The organism is Tunicatimonas pelagia (assembly GCF_030506325.1).
GTDB lineage: Bacteria > Bacteroidota > Bacteroidia > Cytophagales > Cyclobacteriaceae > Tunicatimonas > Tunicatimonas pelagia.
Genome location: NZ_CP120683.1, coordinates 5,191,366 through 5,205,874, shown reverse-complemented (window position 1 = coordinate 5,205,874; position 14,509 = coordinate 5,191,366). Strand labels below are relative to the sequence as shown.

The window sequence follows — 14,509 nt, the reverse complement described above, 5'->3', positions numbered from 1 at the left end:
TAGGGCTAGAATGTAACGTTTAGGTTGACTCCGAAGCGGCGGGTGGTAGGCGCTGAAGCATACTCAATACCTTGGGTATTGGTAGAGCCGAAGCCGTTTACTTCGGGATCAAAATTAGTGTACTCCGGAGTATTGGGGGCGTTGTACCACAGGTTGCGCCCGGTAAGCGTGAGCGTTACCCGACCAAATGGGGTTCGCTCCAACAAAGATTGAGGCAAGGTGTAACCAACAGAAGCCTCCCGCAAGCGAATGACGGTGCCATCGTACACTGTCCACTCATCCTCAGCATTAATTCCGAAGGAGCCGTTGCCGTTCTGGAAGTACAAGTCGTTGGTACTGACTTGGATGGTATTCGGAATTTTGTTACCGTTCTCGTCTAAGATAGGCTGTCCGGTATTGGGGTCGCCTAAGAAGCCCGGAATAACCCGGGAGGCATCCCGATCTTCGGTATCCCGGGTTACCCCCCGGCCGAGTAGTCGCTCTATCGTAGTACTGTAAATATCACCCCCGTGGCGGTAATCAATCAGTGCACTAATGGTGAAGCCTCTGAAGCTAACCGTGTTGGTTATGCCCAGCAAAAAGTCAGGGTTGGGATCGCCAATTTTATCGAATTCCAGTGCCGGAAACAGCACTCCGGTAGCTGGGTCAATCAGTAGATTGCCTTCGTCGTCGCGGGCACTTACCGAACCGCGCAATATGCCGTAAGGCTCGCCCGGCTCAATCACTGGGGTTACACCTCCCCCGAAGAGGTTACGCACATTAAACCGATCTAGCCCATCCGGGATTTCCAGCACCTCGTTCCTGTTGCGGGTAAAAGCCGTGTAAATATCCCACCGAAGCCCGTTATTCAATTGAATAGGCACTAGGTTTAACCCCACTTCTATTCCTCGGTTCTCCATGCTTCCGGCATTGGTTACCAGCCGTTGAAAGCCGGAAGTTTCGGGCACACTGATATTTACAATCTGGTCGCGGGTTACCCGGTTGTAGTAGGTGAAGTCCAGCACTACGCGCCCCAAAAAGAAATCGAGAGTCGTTCCTACCTCAAATTCATCGGTAAACTCCGGGCTTAGATTAGGGTCGAACGCCGTAGGGTCGCGGGTGATACCCGGTTGGCCGTTAAACGGCAGATCATTGTCTGGTACTGAACCGATTAAATTGGTATTACTTCCTCGGTTGATGGAAAATAGGTTAGTCAACTGGTACGGATCAGCATCGTTACCTACCCGGGCTACACTCAACCGTAGTTTTCCCTGCGAGAATAAGCTCTCATTGGTTTGTAGCCACTCCGTAAATATGACGGAAGCACTCGCGGAACCGTAAAAGTAGTTACGCTGATCTTCGGGCAAGGTAGATGACCAGTCGGTACGCCCCGTAAGATTGAAGTACACATAATCGTTGTAACCCAAAGTAATATCGGAATAGATTCCCATTAGGCGACGCTGCTCAAAATTACCCTGTCCCGTAGCGGTAACATTCACGGTGTTGTCTAAGTCAAAGATACCGGGGGCAATTATATCAACCCCCTGATTTTGCTGACGGTCTTCTTTTCGCTGATTAATGTTATGGCCGATCAAGCCTTTGAAGTATAACGATTCGCTGAGGTCACGCTCCACCGTAATAATGAAGTTCGACTCAATTTCCTGGCGGTAGATATCATCATCTACGATGGCCCCGGAACCGCCGAAGGCAACTGAGCCTTCGTTCCAGACCTGCTGTCGCCGATCCGTAAACTGATTGATACCAATCCGGTAATCCACGCTCAGCCAATCGGTAATATCGTAGCCCAGGTTGGCATTCGCCGTAATACGGTCTAGGTTACTGGTGATGCCATTGTTGCGCCACGACCAAATTGGATTATCCTGACTGGTAAAGAAGAGCGATGCGCCCGACGGGGTTTCGAAGGGTAAGTCCATGTTCCAGGTACGTCCGAGCCAGAGCGTCCGCGCAAAGGATGAAGCAGCCCCTGGATCAGCCGCCCCACTTGATCCAAAGATTGGCCCGTTTTGCTCGGAAACCGAATACGAGAGGTTCCCTCCCGCCCGGAGACCGTTCTCTAGCGTGGTTTGCGCCCCTACCGAAAGGCTGGTTCGGGTAAAGTTCGCTTCAGGAATGTACCCTTCGTTTTCTAAGTGGGAGGCGGTCAAACTAAACGATGTGTTGCCAGAACCTCCCTGAATAGTAATAGAGTTATCCCAAACATGACCGTTGCGAAACAAATCTTCTACGTTATTCGGTTGGGCTACGTAAGGAATACTATCGGTAAATAAATCGGGGTAAGCCGTTTTATAATTCTGCCATACTTCTACTGAATCAAACCAAGCAAAGGCCGCTCCCCAGGAACCGTTAGAACCCGGACGATACTGAAATTCAGTACCATTGCCGTATAGGTTTTGATATTCGGGCAGATTTCCAATCTGCTCCACTGAATACGAGCTACTAAACGTTACTTCCAGCCCTTTTTTAGAAAGATTAGGGCTTCCGGCTTTGGTAGTAATCACCACTACTCCGTTAGCCGCCCGCGAACCATAGAGTGAAGCTGCCGCAGCTCCCTTCAGCACCGAGATTGATTCAATAGCATTAGGATCTAATGCTGCCAGTGGTGAAGCGTAAGAAGCCCCTCCGGTTAATTGATTATACGTATCAAATTGTTCGGCAAAATACGGGGTTCCGTCTACCACGTAGAGCGGTTCATTGTTGCCCAGAAAAGACGATTGGCCCCGAATGGTAATTCGGGTGGCACTGCCCGGTGCTCCGGTAGAACCACTAATGTTCACTCCTGGTACCTTTCCTTGCAGTGCCCGTAGCGGATCAGGTTCCGAAACCTGTTGAATTTTTTCTCCTTGCAGAGTTTCTACCGAGTAGCCTAATGCCCGCTCTTCACGTTCAATTCCGATAGCAGTAACTACTACTTCGGAAAGCTGACGAGTATCCGGTAGCAATGCAACACTCACAGTAGATTGATTACCAATTTCTACATCCTGACTTTGAAAACCGATAAAAGAAAAAGTGAGAATTGATCCATCGGGAGGCACGCTTAAACGATAGTTGCCTTCAATATCTGTAACCGTACCGGAAGAGCTCCCCTTCACGATTACGTTTACCCCTGGTAAAGCACTTCCATCTTCTGAGGAAGTTACTTGTCCTGAAACTACTGACTGGGCATATGCTCCACTCATAGCCAAAAATAAGCACCCCAGCAGGCACATCATTTGGTAAAAATGTACTTTCATAAAAAGAGAAATTAGGTTATTAAGAAGTATGGAGATTGAGCATACCTGTTTGATCGGCGAGCCGAGTATGCCAGTACGCAAATTTGGGCATTCTTGGGCAGCTAATACATCCCGCTATTCTGGGTATTTTCTTAGGTCACCTTGCCAAGGGAAGGGTTATTTAAATCTGTTCTTTGTTATTTTTTCCTATTGCAGCATTTATCTTGCTTCACAACTCTCAACCTCTGTTATCAGACGCCATTTCAATTAATAATAAGTACAAATTTGACAACAAGATCGCTAGCCTACTACCTTTTATAGTAGCCGTTCTGAAAATAATTCAACGAATTTTATTTAAGAATTCCCCCTAAATGGGGGATTTGCTTTTAGTAAACCAATTTCGAATAATACGTTCCCCCATTATGGGTGATGCATTCATACCTTTCCTACTCTCAACTTGAGTGAAAAGATGTGTTTTTTGAGCTAATACCGCACTCCTTTCCGCTTTTGCACTTTTCGGCACCAACTAAATACGCTAGAAATAACCCTACAATCAGGTGATACCTTGCCAGATACAATTACCGTATGTTATTAAAAACAAAATTACCCTATTATGCTGCCCTCTATTCCGCTATTACCAAGATTGGTTTCTTTACTTGCTATCATTATTACGTTTCCTCACATTTCAACATCAGCAGGGTCTCAACACATTTTTTTACTAACCAATGGACAAACTTCCACTGAAATCCCTTTCACTTTGGTAAACAATTTAATTGTGGTAGAAGTAGTTGTTGCCAGCAAACGCCCTATGAACTTCATTCTGGATAACGCTACTAGCAATCCCATAATTTTCCATAAGAATTACATTAAAGGGTTGTCTTTAGCATTAGGAAATAAAATCTCTGTACGGGGGGCTGGGGATGGTAAGGCAGTAGGGGCAACCACGATCTCAGGAACATCGCTTCATCTATCAGGGGTAGCAACAGACCGCATTGGAATGGTGGTACTAGACAGAAACCCTTTCTCCAAACTAAAAGGAAATCAGAAAACTATTCATGGTGTATTGGGGTCTACCTTGTTTCGTAGTTTTATTGTGGAGATAGACTACCCCAATCAAGTTTTACGCTTACATCAGCACAAAAGCTTTTCGCCCGCTGCAAACTATCAGGCAGTTCCTATGCAGGTAATAACGGGTAGACCCTACCTTTCGGCTTTAGTACAAGGCCAAACAGCGACAGTGGAAATGAACTTAATGCTAGATTTAGGGTTTAATAACTCATTACTACTTCAACTGTCCGACTCGCTTCTCCAAAAGATGATGACTAAAGCGAAAACCGCCAAAGTAGGTGTGGGGTACAACGGTATTTTAAGAGGCAAAAAAGGGTTGATTCCTTCCGTGCTTATTGGCCCTGGTTACTACGAAGAAGTAACCACAATAGCACCTTTCACTCAAAGCCTACCACAGCGAGAACTTACCCCTGGAATACCCCGGATGGGTTCGATAGGTAATACTATGTTTAAAGACACTTCCATTATCTTCAACTATCCCGAGAGGACATTTTACATTGCTTGCCCAATACTACTATTAGCTCAAAAGAACATTTAGCAGTGAACAATAGAGTAGTTTATAAGTGACAATGGATAATTGATAGTAAATAGTGGTTAATGACTGATGTTTACTCACCCCTTAACAGATGAACTGCAATCAAACAATATCGGCCATTACCCGCTCTACTCGTTTGAAATAGAATAAGCCAGAGATAAACAGCACTACCACTAGGCTAAAAGAAAGAAAAGCATACTGACTAGGGGGCACGCCTCCCAATAAGCACCAACGAAATCCTTCTACTACTCCGGCCATTGGGTTAAGGTAATAAATAACGGTAGCCCACTTCGGAAGATTATCAATAATAGCTGATGCTGGATAAGCCGTTGGAGTAGCGTATAGACCGAACTGTACTAAAAAAGGGACTACGTGCTGAAAATCGCGGTAGCGGATGGTAAGAGCACTAAGCCAGATACCTACTGATAAAGCCGAGAAAATAGTAAGTAAGATAAAAATCGGCAGAAAAATCAGTTGCGGCACAAGCGGATACTGATACACCAGCATTAGAATGACCATAAACAACAAAGCAATACCAAAATCTACGAAGCCAACTACTGCTTTAGAGAGTGGAATCACCAATCGGGGAAAATAGATTTTCTTTACCATCCCTTGAGCACTGATAATTGAGTTGCCCGACTCCTTCATTACAAAGGCAAAATACGTCCAGGCTGCCATTCCGGTGATCGCAAACAAAGGATAAGGTACTCCGCCTGTATCAACCTTCACTGCCCGACCGAAAACGATTGTAAAAATGGCGAGTGTTGCCAGTGGTTGCAGTATTGCCCATAGCAGCCCCAAAAAAGTTTGAGCGTAGCGTACCCGCAGGTCGCGGTAGGCCAGAATATAAAATAAATCACGGTAATGCAACAGCTCTTTGAGATTGAGCAATCGCGATCGTTTATCGGCATCAACAACTAAATGAACCATGATGCGAATTACAAATTACCCCGTGACAATAAAAGACAATTTACAGCTAAATCTTACAAGCACAATACGAAAACGGGAGACCGGACACCGGAATCCGTAAAAGCAGAATAGTACTGTAATAGTTTAATTTTAAAAGAATAACCGTAGTCTATAACTGTACTGATAAATGATTATTATTTTCGGTCTTCAGACTCCCGTTTCCGGATTCCGTTAACAACAATCCCCACACTCCTTACCCTTCGCTTTATCAAAGGCTTCCCGGCCTTCTTTGAAGGCAAACCAGGAGATACCTAAAGCACCTATGGCATCTATGTAGGGAATACGGAACAGCTCATACAATCCGCTGGATATTAGTAGCAGCACTGATAAGTACAAGCAGGTTTTGGTGCAGTTGGCATCAGCAATAATAGGTTGAGAGTTAAGCTTTTGCCCGGCTCTTAGTTTATACTTTACCAGAAAATACATAGAACCGATGGAAGCGAGGGCCACGATAATTCCAACTAAGGTGGTCGTCGGCTGCTCACCCGCCCAAATCGTTAGTCCTGATGTTAGAATCATTCCTACCGCCAGAAAGTAAAAACAAAAACCCGTTAGTTGTAAGGCTTGCTTTTCAAACTGGTCGCGCTTCACTTCAGAACTATTTTGCATCCGGTAAATCATATGGGCAATTCCGATACCAGAAAGTACTTCCACAAAACTATCAATACCAAAACCAAATAACGCCAGTGTATCGTCTTGCAGACCAAAGTAGGTAGAGATAATTCCTTCCAAGGCATTGTAAAAGATTGTAACCATACTCAGCCAGAAAGCAATCTGTAGCCATCGCTTCTGATCTACCTGTTCACTGAATTTCTCTTGAGCTGTACTGTTCATAATTATTAAAGGAGACCGAAAACGGAAACCGCGTCGGCGGCCGACCGGAGTCCGCATATAGTTATCAATTTATCTTTAGTTTATAGGTAAGCGTCAGCCGCGTACACTATCTATCCCCTTATCTTGCTACCTCCGGTTTCCTGACTCCGGTCTTCGGTTTCCGATTAATGCGTTTCTAACACGCACTTCTCCCCTACTACTTCAAACTGGATAGTAATATGATTAATGTGATAGCTAGATAGCTGCTGCTGTACCCTGCCCCGTAAATCAGCTAATTCATTTAGTCGCTTATCTTCTTCTACAACCACGTGTACCGACAGTATGTGGTACTGCCCATCCATCGTCCACAAGTGAATATCATGCACGTCTGTTATCCCCTCAATAGCACGAAGTGTCAGGCGGATATTTTCAATATCTAGGTTCTCAGGAGTGGCCTGTAAAAAAATCATCAGTACCTTTCGTAAATTCTTAAATGCATTCCAGAGAATAAATAAAGCAATACCGATTGATAAGATTGGGTCAATAATTACCCAGTTGGTCAATAGCATCACTCCGCTGCCAATGAGCACCGCTACCCAACCCAAGGCATCTTCCATCAGGTGCAACATTACAGTACGCTGATTAATAGAGTTGCCTCCCTTCTTCAACCGAAGCACAGCGGCCCCATTCATTAGTATACCCAGTATGGCTAAGTACAGCATTCCTTCGGAGGCCACTGGTTCAGGATTGAGTAGCCGGGGAATGCTTTCGTACGCAATAATGATAGAGCCTACCAACAGAATGATAGAGTTAATAAGCGCACTAAGGGGGGAGAACCGCTTGTAACCAAACGAGAATGTGTTGCTACGCCCTTTTTCTGAGTAATTTTCTAGAAACAGAGCGGAGCCAATAGCAAACGTATCTCCCAGATCATGCACGGCATCGGCCAAAATAGCCACCGAATTGGTAAGTGCCCCACCAATAAATTCAATAATGGTAAAGAGCAGATTCAGAAAAAAAGCTACCTTCAGATTGCTAGTCACCGGATGCACGTGAGTGCCCCCGTGATGGTGATGATCATGATCGTGCTTACAATCATGCGAATGCTCTTCTGCCATAAGCTGGTTACTGCTTTTCAATTACACAACATCAACGAATCATAAATCGTTAGCGACCGCACACAAAAATTAGACTTAACCTTATCTGTACTGAAAAATGATTACTAATTTCGGTCTCCGGTGATTTAAAACCCAATCCCTAATATATGAACGACGCCCAAATCCACCTTGCGCTTAACCACTTCCCAATTATTGGTACATTGTTTGGCACGGTGCTACTAGGTATTGGAGTGTTCGGTAAAAATAAAAGCTTACTCAATACTGGACTCATTATTTTGATTTTGATGACTCTTGTTACTATTCCGGTGTACTTAAGCGGGGAAGGAGCCGAAGAGATTGTAGAAGAACTTGGGATTGACCACGACATTATTCACCGGCACGAAGAGATTGCCGAAACTGCTGTTTGGTTTATGGATGGTTTAGGTCTACTGGCATTAGCCAGCTTTTTCTTTACTCGTAAAACAATCTATGGTCCTGGTCGGCTGTTAAGTATTGTCACTTTTGTACTCGGCATAGTAGTACTTGGCCTGATGTTCCGTGTTGGCAGCAGTGGCGGTGAAATTCGCCATACCGAAATCCGTAACAGTAAATGACTGATAGATAAATATTAAGCATTACTCATCCTCGAAATCTAACGCTTAACATAACACATACGACTCAACCTCGTTATACGATAGCTATGCTATCACTTTTAAGATACACACTAACTATTAGCCTAATAGTTGGGTTGGCGTTACCAGCTTTTGCCCAGTTCTCGGTTGTACCCCAATTCAATACTAGTATACCACTAGGTTCTATCAACGAGTATACTAATCCTGATGTGGGCTACGGATTAGAAATTGGTTATGATTTGTCTGATTCTTGGTCGGTAAGAGCTGCCTACGGTCAGTATCACTTGGAGTTGGTTGCGGGCTTAGATGATCTTAATATCCGCCAGGAACTCCTGGATTTTCTGAACCTACCCGAAGCCCTCTTATTTGACCTTCAGGTAGATACCTGGAGTGGAGGCATACGCTACCAAATCCCTGCCCAGCGGATTGCTCCCTACTTTGGATTTACGGTAAGTACTAACCGTATCAATGCTGAAGGATTAGGACTAAGCTTCGCACGCCGTTACTGGGGAGTGGCTCCTTTGGTGGGGGCTGAGTGGCCCATTACCGACCACTGGGGAATACAAGCTGATGTCCGCGTACAAGGTATTTTTACCCGAGGTGATTCCCTACCATTGGTTGGGGAGCTTATTGAAGATAACATTTTCTTTATTCCAGCGCAGGTAGGGATTGTTTATCGATTTGGCAACCTTCACTAAAGACACTTTATGAACAGGTACGTGATAGTTGCTCTTTATTGTGCAAGTGCTAAGAGTGAGGGCTTACACTCCTGAAATTGGGCTTTTAACCGATCACGATCAATGTAGCTAATCTAAGGTCACTTCCACTCTAACCGTCTTGTTTATCGCTGCTATTCAAGTTGAGTTGAAATAACAGCTATCACTTTTTCATGATGATAACAGATGAGCAGAGTAGAAAATAGCTCAAGCGCTCGATGAGCATCACTCTCCCCTGTGAATCAGTAGTCTTAAATGTTACCTACAAAAAATATACGCTTTTGCTTTAACTTGAAAGCGATAGGCAGCACTATTGGAGTTTTTACTGGCTTACCGTTTACCTCTCCGGGTTTCCAGGTTTTCAGCCTTTCAATTATCCGTTTTGCTTCTTTGCCGCAGCCAGCTCCAATATTCTCTATTACGTTTACTTCAGTGATTTCTCCAGTTTTGTTTACAATAAGGTGTACATAAACTACCCCCTGTATTCTAGCTCTGAGTGCTACTTTGGGGTACTTTAACTTTTTTCGAACGAACCGGTAGAGACGATCGTACCCACCCGGATACTCAGGCATCTGTTCAGCCACAGAGTATAAAGTATCCAGCTCTTGAGTTCGTACAGTATAACTCAATGCTACGCCGTGCTTACGAATTTTCTGGTAGACCTTATCCCCATCTGCGTTTACGTCTTCGTACTCTCCGTTACCTTCCTGAAGCAACGGTTCTCCCGTCTCTGCCCATACTTGGTCAACATATAAACCATCAGTTTGGTAATCAATTTCTGTTTTAGTTTGTCCGGAAGGGTGATATTCCTTATGCAATCCTATTGGTCTTCCACCTTTATACCCTCCTTCTCTTTTCTTATTTCCATTATGGTAATAGTGAACACAATAGCCCTCTAGAATAGGAGGGGTTAAGGAAGACACTTCTCCCTCCATCTGCAATCTGTCGCTAGGGTAATAAAAGTCATTAATATACCACCCTACAGCCGTCCGCTTCATTAAGCGTTTGTAAGCAGCATCTTTCCAATCGCTTACTTCTTGCCAATCTTTATTGAAGTAAACGGTATCCTGCGCCCAGGATGATAGGTTATTTGCGATGCATAATCCAAATACAAATAAATACTTCATGTAGGATCATGATTACGCACCTAAAATAAGAAAAATACGGATCAGGATCCTCAGATAGAATAGGTTAGCTCAGGTGTACACAAGGAGTGCCAGCTTTTACCTACTGCTCGAGGTGTTTCTATTAGCGCAACTTAAAAGTAATGGGGAGTACCATTCGGCATTTCACCGGATTATTGTTTACCAAACCTGGCGACCATCGTTTACTTTGCTGCACCACTCGTTCCGATTCTTGATCACAGCCATTGCCAATTCCTTTAAGTGTCTTCACCTCAGTTACCTGCCCTTGTCTGTCAACTGTAAACTGAACGTAGACCACGCCCTCAATATCTTTGCGCCGAGCCGATTTCGGATACTTTAGTTGTTTTTGAATGATTCGGTAGAATTTCTCCATCCCTCCCCGGTATTCCGGTAATACTTCTACCATGCTATACACTGTATCCTGCTGTTGCTGGCGTACTGTATAGTTCTTTACCATCTTATAATCTTCAATAAAAGCAAACTGAATATCTCCGTTAGAAGTCACGTTTTGGTAAGAGCCAGTACCATTACTCAACTGAGGCTCACCCTTTTCATTCCACATCTGAATAAAATGTAGTCCCTCAGAACGATAGTCTATCTCCGACTGAATCTGACCACTCTCGTAATACTCCTTGTGCACGCCCATCCGCCGATCTTTTACGTAACTGCCTTGCTTCTCTATGTTTCCGTTCTTATAGTAAAATACAACTGAGCCTTCTAACACATCGGGAGAAAGAGAAGATAAGTGACCTTTCATTTGCAAAGTATTGGCAGGATAGTAGTAATCTTCTACATACCAGCCATTACCCTCCTTCTGAAGTACACGTTTATATTTGGCTAAATTATAATTCGTTACTACCTGCCAGTTAGCGTTTAAGTACAGAGTATCTTGAGAATGAAGAGGCTGATTTAATCCAATACTCAAAATTCCTAGCAGAACTAAATACTTCAAATTATGCATCGTTACGGTAGCTATTTATAGCACGCCATTTTCCCGCTACTATATTGTTACGCGTTAGTTTCCTCTTTTACCTTTAGCCCCAGTTCCTGAAGCACCTCCGGTTGGTTTTCGAAGGCAAAATTTAACGCCCGCACGTAGCGACGCATCCAACGAGTAAGCTGCATTTCTTTTTGACGGCGAGCGTGAGTGCTCTGCCGGGCTTCGTCTTGTTCTTTATCGCGGCGATCGTAAGCTTCATATACGGCTTCAATTAAGGATGCCCCCTGCGCTAAATCTTCAGATTTGATGCCATAGGCTTTAAGTTTGGTAGACGCCAATTGCGCGTTAGCATAAAAGGTCCGCGCTTGCTTTACCCATTTTAGTAGTCCTTTTTCCCGCGTTCCGTCTAACTGCAATGCTTTGTACTGTCCTCGATCATCTGCCAGAGCTAAGCGAGCTACCTGTAGGTGATGCTTATATATTTTCCAGGCTGCTTGCCGGGCTTGGTGTAGCGCATCGGTAGCCGAGTACTGCTCACCGTACTCTTTTTGCTGAGCTACCGACAGTAGCTGTAGCTCCGCCCTCATCGCTTTTCCCTTCTGTAGCTCGGCAGTGGTAAACCCTAAAGGATTCACTTTTTTCTGCCAAGCATTATTTTTCAGTACCCCGTCAATGGCCTTGTCTGACTTCCGTAGCAAATCTTCAATCTTCATAGTAATCTCTTTGCTGTAAAGGTAGTACCCAGTTTCTACTGGCACCACGCTAAAAAGCCTAGTTAGTTTATTAAGTAATTTTTACTGCCGTCTCCTTTGTTTTGCTTAATTGTTACTAAGTATCACTAGCTTTTCTTACTTTAAACGTACATTCAACTAGCCAGATGCTATACCAAGCAAGCAGTATTATGCTGTTATTTTGGTAAGTTTATTCGTATCCTACGTACTGATTATTTTATACAATGTATTGAGGAGTGGCTCCTCAATCATATCTTCTTTTAATTTTGTCGGTCAGTACCGCTAACCAATGACGTTTTACGGTGGTTACAAGCGTGGTAAGTCACTTCTCAGTAGTAAATTTTGTTATTTTCAGGGTGAGGAGCTATTTACTTCCGTTGTTTCGACTATTCTTTGCTATTGGTAAGCCAAGGAACCCTATCGTTTTACACTGGCTCTGCCTTTTAGTGGTACTATTCAATTGGTGTTTCTGCTAGAATAAACTTTAGTAAAGAGAGTGATCGGCTACAATTTAGCTAACGCAGCATACCAAAACGTTTACCTTTTGGGTTGAAACTTTATGAATGAGTATGCAAGTAAGCCCTACTTTACTTTCGTTCTTGTCTGACTATTACCACTTATCAGGTGATAAGTGCCGGAAGCTCCCGAATAGATGACGGAGATTCTTATGATGATACTGTAGAAGCAAGTCAATGTAATTAATAGCCGTTACCTGCTTTATCCAATTACGTACATTTTGTTTTAAGCGGTTTGGTTAACCATCAATTTCAATCTCCTAATGGTCATTTTGTATTCCGTACTGTTATTAAGTGCTTTAACTTCATTTATTTGAGTTTGAGTGTTATGTTTTAAGCAAGCTGCTTACAATTTTGACTAGGGATAGTAAGACTATACTACACCAACTTAAACTTGATAAGGTTTACGTTATTTTACCCTAACTTTTCCAAGTTTTTTGCCGTAGGCGAGAAGTATAGGACACTAGAAATTAACCTGTAACCTACCCTATTTGCTATGAAGTTCACTTTTTTATTAGCTTCAATAACTGCTCTGCTATTGTCGGCTTGTGGCGCATCAGAAACTACTGAAGATCAAACGGCAGAAAAGTCAGAATCGTCGTCAGCTTCGGTTACCGTAGACACCACTATTAACCAATTATATGTTTTCGAGGTATGGGATACTGACGCGACTACGGTCGATAGCACGCTATCCGCTAGTACAGCTGTCATTAATAAACCTGATTTAGCAAGCCGTATGGTACTTAAAGCTCGTAACGAGGGACGAGTAGTACAAATTACTACCTGGAATTCGGAAGCGGCGGCTGAAGAGTACGCTACGGATGCAATGCCTGACGACAGCTACAAGATACTTACCTCTAAAGTTGTAAATCACGGATCTAAAGACGCTAAGCTTGCCGCGCTAGATACTACCAGTTCCGTTCAGTACTCTGAGTTCTTAATGAAACGAAAATCAGCAGTAGACACCTTATCTACCATTGCTAAAGGCATGACTACCGCAATGGTACGATCGGAACCTACCCTAGACTTTATTATGACCCTCAACAGTACGGATAGTTCTACTATTTCTTTGTTTGGAATCTGGAATACCGAAGAGGGGTTTGAAGTATTTAGTGAAAACAATACGTTTGGTGACCGACCCTACTGGGAGCCTTACGCCGATAATGAGCACCATATGTTTGAGGTAGTTGTCGCTCAATAACCGACTTTTGCCGTAAGCGACAATTAACTAAACTCATATTTCATGAAATTACCGCTTCTCCTTTTTACAGTAATTATACTAATACTAACCAACTGCGCCACTCCCTCGCCCCCCGCCGAGACTGAAAGTGCTGCACTGGATTCACTGGCTCGTGTACCATCTTCGTGGATTGATGAGCGAGTAGCTAAAGCCCAGCAGCGACTGAATTCTTCTAATGCTGGTACTTTCGTGTGGCAGGCTATCGAAGCTCACGGGGGACTAACCCAGTGGTTTAGCAATGGGCCACTGGCTTTTCAGTTTAACTATCAACCACTGGATGGCAGCACTCCTCGTAATACTTACGAAGTGGCCGATTACTGGTCGGCTCGCACGCGCCACCAGCGAATAGATACTACTGGAGAATACGGCTGGACGGGCACGCAAGCCTGGATACATCCGGCTGATACGGAAATGCCCTACAATACCCGTTTTTGGTCACTCACCCCCTATTACTTTGTGGGTATTCCCTTCGTACTGGCAGATGAAGGCACTAACTTTGAACTCTTGGGTGAGCAAACCTACCAAGACCGTGTTTACGATGCTGTAAAAATCACCTTTGGCGAGAACGTGGGTGATGCCCCCGATGACTACTACGTGGTGTATATTGATCGGGAAACTAAACGGGTAGATGTGACTCGCTACATTGTCTCTTACCCTGGCTACTTTCCCGATGGTGGTCATTTACCGGAAAAGTTTATGGCCTGGATCGGGCACCAAACTGTTGACGGCATTACTTTAGCTACTGGATTTGATACTTACTGGTGGAAGGGCGAACAACCGGCTGAGCATATTACCAAGATAGCGGTTAGCCGAGTAGAATTTACGCCAGACATCACCAACACTTATTTTGAGGCTCCTGAGGACGCAAGATTAATCTCAGAAATGTAAGGCAGACTACA

General features: G+C 44.1%; 12 protein-coding genes. 5 read left to right on the top strand and 7 right to left on the bottom strand.

The annotated features are described in order from the left end of the window. Positions 1–5: 5 nt before the first annotated feature. Positions 6–3,230 (bottom strand): SusC/RagA family TonB-linked outer membrane protein, encoded by a 3,225-nt coding sequence (locus P0M28_RS22210; RefSeq protein ID WP_302205209.1) that lies wholly within the window; start codon positions 3,228–3,230, stop codon positions 6–8. Between the two features lie 736 nt (positions 3,231–3,966). Between P0M28_RS22210 and P0M28_RS22205 the strand changes: the two genes are divergently transcribed. Then, positions 3,967–4,815: a hypothetical protein gene (locus P0M28_RS22205; RefSeq protein WP_302205208.1), complete on the top strand. Its 849-nt coding sequence runs from the start codon at positions 3,967–3,969 to the stop codon at positions 4,813–4,815. A gap of 99 nt (positions 4,816–4,914) precedes the next feature. Here P0M28_RS22205 and P0M28_RS22200 read toward each other — a convergent pair whose 3' ends face one another. From P0M28_RS22200 to P0M28_RS22190, 3 genes are all read right to left on the bottom strand, one after another. After that, positions 4,915–5,742 carry an ABC transporter permease gene (locus P0M28_RS22200; protein WP_302205207.1) on the bottom strand — a complete coding sequence of 276 codons (828 nt, stop codon included), beginning with the start codon at positions 5,740–5,742 and terminating at the stop codon, positions 4,915–4,917. Between the two features lie 210 nt (positions 5,743–5,952). After that, positions 5,953–6,615, bottom strand: a complete 663-nt coding sequence (locus tag P0M28_RS22195) for a cation efflux transmembrane domain-containing protein (protein WP_302205205.1) — start codon at positions 6,613–6,615, stop codon at positions 5,953–5,955. Between the two features lie 164 nt (positions 6,616–6,779). Beyond that, a complete protein-coding gene (locus P0M28_RS22190) occupies positions 6,780–7,712 on the bottom strand; it encodes a cation diffusion facilitator family transporter (protein WP_302205203.1) in 933 nt (310 codons plus the stop codon). A gap of 146 nt (positions 7,713–7,858) precedes the next feature. Here P0M28_RS22190 and P0M28_RS22185 point away from each other — a divergent pair, with 146 nt between their 5' ends. Next, positions 7,859–8,305, top strand: coding sequence for a hypothetical protein (locus P0M28_RS22185; protein WP_302205201.1), 447 nt, complete (start codon positions 7,859–7,861; stop codon positions 8,303–8,305). An 86-nt stretch (positions 8,306–8,391) separates the two neighbouring features. Continuing rightward, positions 8,392–9,021: an outer membrane beta-barrel protein gene (locus P0M28_RS22180; RefSeq protein ID WP_302205200.1), complete on the top strand. Its 630-nt coding sequence runs from the start codon at positions 8,392–8,394 to the stop codon at positions 9,019–9,021. A 269-nt stretch (positions 9,022–9,290) separates the two neighbouring features. Here P0M28_RS22180 and P0M28_RS22175 read toward each other — a convergent pair whose 3' ends face one another. From P0M28_RS22175 to P0M28_RS22165, 3 genes are all read right to left on the bottom strand, one after another. Continuing rightward, on the bottom strand, positions 9,291–10,166 hold the full coding sequence (locus tag P0M28_RS22175; RefSeq protein WP_302205199.1) for an energy transducer TonB: 876 nt from the start codon (positions 10,164–10,166) through the stop codon (positions 9,291–9,293). 121 nt (positions 10,167–10,287) lie between these two features. Further along, positions 10,288–11,136 (bottom strand): energy transducer TonB, encoded by an 849-nt coding sequence (locus P0M28_RS22170; RefSeq protein ID WP_302205197.1) that lies wholly within the window; start codon positions 11,134–11,136, stop codon positions 10,288–10,290. Between the two features lie 56 nt (positions 11,137–11,192). Further along, complete coding sequence (locus P0M28_RS22165) at positions 11,193–11,837, bottom strand: PQLLE family protein (RefSeq protein WP_302205195.1); 645 nt, start codon at positions 11,835–11,837, stop codon at positions 11,193–11,195. A gap of 1,029 nt (positions 11,838–12,866) precedes the next feature. On the opposite strand from P0M28_RS22165, the gene P0M28_RS22160 reads away from it, so the two are divergent. Then, positions 12,867–13,571: a hypothetical protein gene (locus P0M28_RS22160; RefSeq protein ID WP_302205194.1), complete on the top strand. Its 705-nt coding sequence runs from the start codon at positions 12,867–12,869 to the stop codon at positions 13,569–13,571. Positions 13,572–13,613: 42 nt separating this feature from the next. Further along, a complete protein-coding gene (locus P0M28_RS22155) occupies positions 13,614–14,498 on the top strand; it encodes a DUF6503 family protein (RefSeq protein WP_302205192.1) in 885 nt (294 codons plus the stop codon). Positions 14,499–14,509 lie beyond the last annotated feature (11 nt).

Excerpts from the sequence above, each read along its gene's own strand:
- P0M28_RS22210 (WP_302205209.1), bottom strand. The coding sequence starts at position 3,230 with ATGAAAGTACATTTTTACCAAATGATGTGCCTGCTGGGGTGCTTATTT.
- P0M28_RS22200 (WP_302205207.1), bottom strand. The coding sequence starts at position 5,742 with ATGGTTCATTTAGTTGTTGATGCCGATAAACGATCGCGATTGCTCAAT.
- P0M28_RS22195 (WP_302205205.1), bottom strand. The coding sequence starts at position 6,615 with ATGAACAGTACAGCTCAAGAGAAATTCAGTGAACAGGTAGATCAGAAG.
- P0M28_RS22190 (WP_302205203.1), bottom strand. The coding sequence starts at position 7,712 with ATGGCAGAAGAGCATTCGCATGATTGTAAGCACGATCATGATCATCAC.
- P0M28_RS22185 (WP_302205201.1), top strand. The coding sequence starts at position 7,859 with ATGAACGACGCCCAAATCCACCTTGCGCTTAACCACTTCCCAATTATT.
- P0M28_RS22180 (WP_302205200.1), top strand. The coding sequence starts at position 8,392 with ATGCTATCACTTTTAAGATACACACTAACTATTAGCCTAATAGTTGGG.
- P0M28_RS22175 (WP_302205199.1), bottom strand. The coding sequence starts at position 10,166 with ATGAAGTATTTATTTGTATTTGGATTATGCATCGCAAATAACCTATCA.
- P0M28_RS22165 (WP_302205195.1), bottom strand. The coding sequence starts at position 11,837 with ATGAAGATTGAAGATTTGCTACGGAAGTCAGACAAGGCCATTGACGGG.
- P0M28_RS22160 (WP_302205194.1), top strand. The coding sequence starts at position 12,867 with ATGAAGTTCACTTTTTTATTAGCTTCAATAACTGCTCTGCTATTGTCG.
- P0M28_RS22155 (WP_302205192.1), top strand. The coding sequence starts at position 13,614 with ATGAAATTACCGCTTCTCCTTTTTACAGTAATTATACTAATACTAACC.